Source organism: Kitasatospora sp. NPDC127067, assembly GCF_042724755.1.
GTDB classification, from domain to species: Bacteria; Actinomycetota; Actinomycetes; order Streptomycetales; family Streptomycetaceae; genus Kitasatospora; species Kitasatospora lactacystinica.
This window is the reverse complement of record NZ_JBHXEM010000234.1, coordinates 1-6,063: the sequence shown is the minus strand read 5'-3', so window position 1 is coordinate 6,063 and position 6,063 is coordinate 1. Positions and strand designations below refer to the sequence as shown.

Sequence of the window (6,063 nt, the reverse complement as noted above, 5' to 3'; positions counted from 1 at the left end):
GCGGGCCGCGGCCGCCCCGCCCCAGCGCCGCGGCTGGTGGGACGTGTTCACCGGTCTGTTCCGGCGCTGAGCCGCCCTGGGCCGCCCTTATCCGCCCTGGGCCGACCGGCACACGGCTGACCTGCGCCGGTCGGCCGTGTGCCGGTCGGCCCGGCCGTCAGCCGTCGCGCCCGTCGGTCCGGCGCCGGTACAGGGTGAAGGTGTCCACCGGGGTGAGGTCCCCGTGCGGTCCGTCGAAGGTGTAGTAGACGACCTTCATGGTGGTCGTGCCGCCGCGCCGGTCGCCCGGGTCGACCTCGAAGGCCGCGAAGCCGTGGGCGTGGGTGCGGTCCTGGACGGCGGCCCAGGGCGCGTCCTCGGTGACCCAGACCGACTCCCGGTACGGCGCGCCCGGCTTCGGGTCCTCCAGCCCGACGACCACCCGGCCCTTGGGCTTCTCGAAGAGGTCGTCCTGCGTGGTGGCGGCGTTGCCGCCGGCCCCGATGATCATGTGGACCGTGCCCCGCCCGGTGTCGACGAGGTCGGTGCGGGTGTCGGTCGGCACCGGGGTGCGGGTGTCGTTGGGCAGGGTGCCGCGGACGGGGTGGGAGCGCTCGTAGTAGTGCTCGTGGCCGCACACCACCAGGTCGACCCCGTAGGCGTCGAACAGCGGGCCCCAGGTCTCGCGGAGGCCGAGGTCGCTGCCGGAGCCGTGCATCGAGCTGGAGATCATCGGATGGTGCATGCAGACCACGATCCAGTCGATCGCCCGGCTGCTCCGGGCCGCCCGCAACTCCCGCTCCAGCCAGCGCCGTTGGGCGCCTCCGGAGTAGCCGCGCAGGTAGACGTCGCCGGAGTTCTGGATGGCCTCGTCGTCGTTGGCGAGGCTGATGAAGCGCACCGAGCCGACGGTGAAGGCGTACCACATGCCCCGGGTCTCCTCGTCGGAGGAGGCCGAGGAGTCGGGGAGGGTGAAGTAGGCCTGGTAGCCGGTCGCGCCGATCGGGCCGTTGCCGCCCTCGTTCTCGTGGTTGCCGACGCAGGGCATCCAGGGCCGCAGCCGGGTGGAGCGGCTGTTGCTGATGAACCAGTCGGCCCAGGTCGCGGTGCGGCTCTGGCCGTGGCGGCCGGCGTAGGAGGAGTAGCAGAGGTCGCCGTTGATGAGGTTGAACAGCGGCCCGACGCGTTCGACGGCGGCGACGATGTCGGCGGAGGCCGCGGTGCCGACCTGGCTGCTCATGAACACGGGGTACTTGCCGAGCGGGGAGGGCATGCCGTCGGGGAAGGTGATCCGGCGGCGGAGGTTGGGCGCGGCCTGGTCCCCGAAGCTCGTGAAGGTGAAGGGGGTTCGGCCGCGCGGGGCGGTGGTGAAGGTGCCGGTCTCGGCGTTGGCGCCGTCGTGGCCGGCGCTGTAGAGGTAGGTGGTGCCCGGGCGCAGGCCGGTGAGCCGCGCGTGGTGGACGTACACCTCGACCTTGTCGATCGAGTCCCGGTAGGTGCGGGTCTCGGCCTGGACGACCCGGCCGAGGCCGCCGTCCGGTGAGCCGTACCGCACCTGTGGTCGGCGCACGGACTGCGGGGTGAGCCAGGAGACGGTCATCTCCGTACTGGCGTCGGTGCCGAACTGCAGGTGCAGCCCGGTCACCGAGGCCGTTCCGGCGCGGTGCGGGGTGGTCTGCAGGAGCGGACCGGCGGGCGCGTCGTCGGCCGGCTGGGCGGCCGCGGGTTGCGCGGCCGCCGTCCCTGCCGCCACGAGGGCGGCTCCGGCCGCCGAGGTGCCCTTGAGGATGGACCTGCGTGCAATGGTCATGAAATCTCCGCCTGCCGAGTGGGGGGTTCGACGGGCAGTCACTTTAATGACATGAGCACGTAAAGACGATCGTTTTGACGAGGAAGGATCCGACTACGCCTTGCGGCCGACTCCCCCGTACACCGAGACCGCGTCCCCGCCCGGGGCCGGGACCTCGGCGAGCTCCGGGTGCCACTGGTTGATCAGGACCACCCCAGGATCGTCCAACTCCAGCCCGGCGAAGAAGAGTTCCACGCGCTCGCGCGAGCGGAAGTGAAGCGTGATCCCGGCGTCCTCGTACCGGCGGGCGGCGGCCGCGCTGCGCTCCGGCGCGATGTCGGCCGTCCCCGCGGACAGCGCGAGGAAGCTGCCGGCGGGCAGGGCGTCCAGGATCTTGCGGACGGGCGGGTGCGCGGCCTCGTCGGAGAGGAAGTGGACGATGTTGATGAGCGTCAGGGCGACCGGCTCGCGGAGGTCCAGGGTGCCAGCCACCGCCGGGTCGGCGAGGAACCGCTCCGGTTCGCGCAGGTCGCCCTGGACGTAGGCGGTGCGGCCCTCGGGGGTGCTGGTGAGCAGGGCGCGCGAGTGGGCGAGCACGATCGGGTCGTTGTCGACGTAGACCACGCGGCAGGCCGGGTCGACGGACTGCACGATCTCGTGCAGATTGGGCGCGGTGGGAATGCCGGTGCCGACGTCCAGGAACTGGCGCACGCCGTGCACCTCGGCGAGCCGGCGCACCATCCGGTGCATCACGGCGCGGGCGGCGGTGGCGTCCGCGCGCACGCCGGGCAGGTCGGCCAGGACGCGGTCGCCGACCTCGCGGTCCGCGGGAAAGTTGGTCTTGCCGCCCAGCAGGTAGTCGTAGACCCGGGCCGAGTGCGCCCGGTCGGTGCGCAGGTCCACCTGCGGCGGATCCTCGAACCCGGGCTCGGTCAGCCAGCTGTCCGACAGGCCGGTCCCCGGCGGACGGTCGTAGGACCCCCAGTCGTCCGAACCCCAGTCGCCCGGACGACCGGCACCCGGACCAGCGTCCGATGCGCCGCCGTCCCGTCCGGCAGTGTCCGGTATGTCCGCACCCGATGCGTCGGCACCCATGCTCCGCCCTCCCCGATCAGCAATGGTCCGGACCACTCAACCACAGTGGATGACTGTCCGTCAGGCGGTTCCCGGTGTCCGCTGAACCGAGGCTTCCGCGCCCCGGACGGCCGCGGCGAAGGACGGCACCTTCATCGCCGTCAGCAGCGCGAGGGCCGGGCCGACCGTGCAGACGGTGACGTATCCGGGGATCAGGCCCAGCAGATGACGGCCGTTCAGCCACTCGGCGAGCAGCGGGAAGGTGCCGCCGAACGCGGCGATGGTGGTCGCGTTGACCACGCCGAGGCCGACCGCCCGCACCTCGGTCGGGAACAGCAGCCCGGTGAAGACGTTGAGCGTGCCGAGCACCGTGGCCACCAGCATCCCCAGCAGCACGGCGACGACCTGGAACGGCAGCCAGCCCTGGCGCAGCCCCGCGAGCAGGATGCCGACCATCGGGATCGGCAGGCCGAAGCCGATCCGGGCGACCGGCAGCAGGCCGAAGCGGTCGGCGGCGACGCCGGTGAGCAGCATGGTGGCCAGCACCACGACGAGCACCACCGTCATGAAGGAGGCCGCCTCCTCCTTGCCGACCACGTGGTAGGCGGCGGCGTACTGCGGCAGGTACGCCAGCGCGAAGTAGTAACCGACCGTCCCCCCGAGGGTGTTGAGGAAGACGGTGAGCACCGCCCAACGGTGCTCGCGCAGCGTCCGCAGGAACGGCGGGCGGGCGGTGCGCCGCGCGCGCTCCCGGGCGCGGCGGAACTCCGCGCTCTCCGGCGCCCACCGCCGCACCCAGACGGCGGCCAGCCCGAGCAGTGCGGCGACCGCGAAACCCAGGCGCCAACCACCGTTCTCCAGACCGGACTTGCCGATGGTGTGGATCAGCACGGTGAGTACCCCGAAGGAGAGCAGCGAGCCGAGGACGATCCCGCCGTAGGAGATCGAGCTGAACGCGAAGCGGTGCCGCGGCGGGGCGGTCTCGGTCACGTACGCGGCCACGCTCGGCGCCTCCCCGCCGAAGGCGAGCCCCTGCACCACCCGGGCGAGCACGGCCAGCAGTGCCGCCCAGACCCCGATGGCCTGTTGGCCGGGGATGACGGCGATGCCCAGGCTGGCGGCGGCGATCACCGCCATGCCGAGGCTCAGCGCGAAGCGCCGTCCCCTGGTGTCGCTGAGGCGCCCGATCAGGTAGGAGCCGACCGGCCGGGCGACGAAGCCCACCGCGAAGGTGACGTACGCGCCGAGCACGCCGCTGACGCCGTGCTTGCCGTGCCCGAAGAGGTCCGCCGCGAAGTAGGGCGCGAGGACGGCGTAGATGCTCCAGTCGAAGGACTCGACCACCGATCCGACCGTCGCCGCGGCCAACTCCCTCCGCCGCCCACCGACTTCCGCCTGCTCACGGAGCGGTGCCACCGCACTGCTTTCTGTCATGACCTCAGCATGGCATCGTTCGGCGCCCCGCGGAATCACCCCTCGCGCCCGGCGGACGGCGCCACCCCGGCATCGTGGCGAGAGGCACCGTGTGGAGAACTCCGAGAATCCCATGTGACCGATGTGACAGGCAGGTGATATTCCTGTGCCGTGCATTTCATGATCACCAGAAATCCGCGGCGCATCCTGCCCGCCGCCGCAGCAGCCGTCGCCACCGCCGCCCTGCTGGCCGGCTGCACCGGCGGGAGCGGCACCGCCGCCGCGCCCGCGGCCACCACGGCCCCCGCCGGCGCGACGCCGACGGCCACCCCGACGCCCACCCCGACCGTCAAGCCCACCGGTGCCGCCGACCCGGCGCTCAAGGCCTTCTACGGCCAGCAGCTCGCCTGGGGCCCCTGCGCGAAGGACCCGCAGAACAAGGAGGACATCTCGGCACTCCAGTGCGCCGCCCTCAAGGTCCCGCTCGACTACACCGCCCCGGCCGCCGGCACCCTCGACGTCGCCGTGGTCCGCAACCCGGCCACCAAGCCCGACCAGCGGATCGGCTCGCTGCTGCTCAACCCCGGCGGCCCGGGCGGCTCCGGAGTCCAGATGGTCACCTACGACCCCAAGGGCCTCGACGGCCCGCTGCACGACCGCTACGACATCGTCGGCTTCGACCCGCGCGGCACCGGCGGCACCAGCCCGCTCAACTGCCTGGACGACCGGGCCCGGGACGCCTGGCTGAACACCGACCAGGCCGGCGACGACCACGGCAAGCAGCTCGCCGACGCCTGCCAGGCCAAGTACGCACAGGTCCTGCCCTTCGTCGGCACCCGCAACACCGCCCGGGACATGGACGTGCTGCGCGCCGCCCTCGGCGACCAGAAGCTCAGCTACCTCGGCATGTCGTACGGCACCTACCTCGGCTCGCTCTACGCCGAGGAGTTCCCGGACCGGGTCGGCCGGCTCGTCCTGGACGGCGCCACCTCGGCCTCCACCTCGCTGATCCAGCACAACATCGAGCAGTCGGCCGGCTTCGAGCGGGCGCTGAAGGCCTTCGCCGCGGACTGCGTCACCAAGGACGCGTGCCCGCTCGGCAAGGACGCCGACCAGGCCCCGCAGAAACTCGCCGCCTTCCTCGACGGGCTCAAGGACAAGCCGCTCAAGACGGAGAAGGGCCGCACCCTGACCTCCAGCGCGGCCTGGACCGGCGTGCTCAGCCGGCTCTACGGCGGCGAGAAGGCCTGGACCGGCCTGCGCAACTCCATCGGCTGGGCGATGGTGCGCGGCAAGGGCGACTACCTGCTCGACCTCGCCGACGGCTACAACGGCCGCGAAGACGACGGCCGTTACAGCCCGTCCGCGGACGCCTACACCGCCATCCACTGCGCCGACGGCGCCACCGACGCCCCGGCCGGTGAGCAGCTGCAGGCCGCGCTGACCGACCTCGCCGCCAAGGCCCCGCTGGTCGGCAAGCACGACCCGATGGCCTCGCTGTTCGACCCGGACTGCCGGATCTGGCCGTTCCGCGCGACAGAGAAGCCCCACGTGATCAAGTCGGCCGCCACCACCCCGATCGTGGTCGTCGGCACCACCGGGGACCCGGCCACCCCGTACGCCTGGGCCGAGAAGCTCACCGCCGAACTCGGCAACGCCGTCCTGATCAGCCGCGACGGCGAGGGCCACACCGGCTACGGCGCGAGCAAGTGCGTCCGCGCCTCGGTGGACGCGTTCCTGCTGGACGGCACCGTCCCGGCCGCGGGCATCCACTGCCCGACGGACTGACCACGGGCCCGCTCCACCGG

At 72.6% G+C, this 6,063-nt stretch carries 4 protein-coding genes; 1 reads left to right on the top strand and 3 read right to left on the bottom strand.

Annotation, left to right across the window (positions count from 1 at the left end; translation table 11 throughout):
• Nucleotides 1-157 precede the first annotated feature (157 nt).
• The 3 genes from ACFWJ4_RS40420 to ACFWJ4_RS40410 all read right to left on the bottom strand — a co-directional run bounded on the left by ACFWJ4_RS40420 (nt 158) and on the right by ACFWJ4_RS40410 (nt 4,276).
• On the bottom strand, nt 158-1,789 hold the full coding sequence (locus ACFWJ4_RS40420; RefSeq protein WP_380554190.1) for a purple acid phosphatase family protein: 1,632 nt from the start codon (nt 1,787-1,789) through the stop codon (nt 158-160).
• 93 nt (nt 1,790-1,882) lie between these two features.
• Nucleotides 1,883-2,863, bottom strand: coding sequence for an SAM-dependent methyltransferase (locus ACFWJ4_RS40415; RefSeq protein WP_380554187.1), 981 nt, complete (start codon nt 2,861-2,863; stop codon nt 1,883-1,885).
• A 60-nt stretch (nt 2,864-2,923) separates the two neighbouring features.
• Complete coding sequence (locus ACFWJ4_RS40410) at nt 2,924-4,276, bottom strand: MFS transporter (protein WP_380554185.1); 1,353 nt, start codon at nt 4,274-4,276, stop codon at nt 2,924-2,926.
• 159 nt (nt 4,277-4,435) lie between these two features.
• Between ACFWJ4_RS40410 and ACFWJ4_RS40405 the strand changes: the two genes are divergently transcribed.
• Nucleotides 4,436-6,043: an alpha/beta hydrolase gene (locus ACFWJ4_RS40405; protein WP_380554183.1), complete on the top strand. Its 1,608-nt coding sequence runs from the start codon at nt 4,436-4,438 to the stop codon at nt 6,041-6,043.
• Nucleotides 6,044-6,063: the final 20 nt, after the last annotated feature.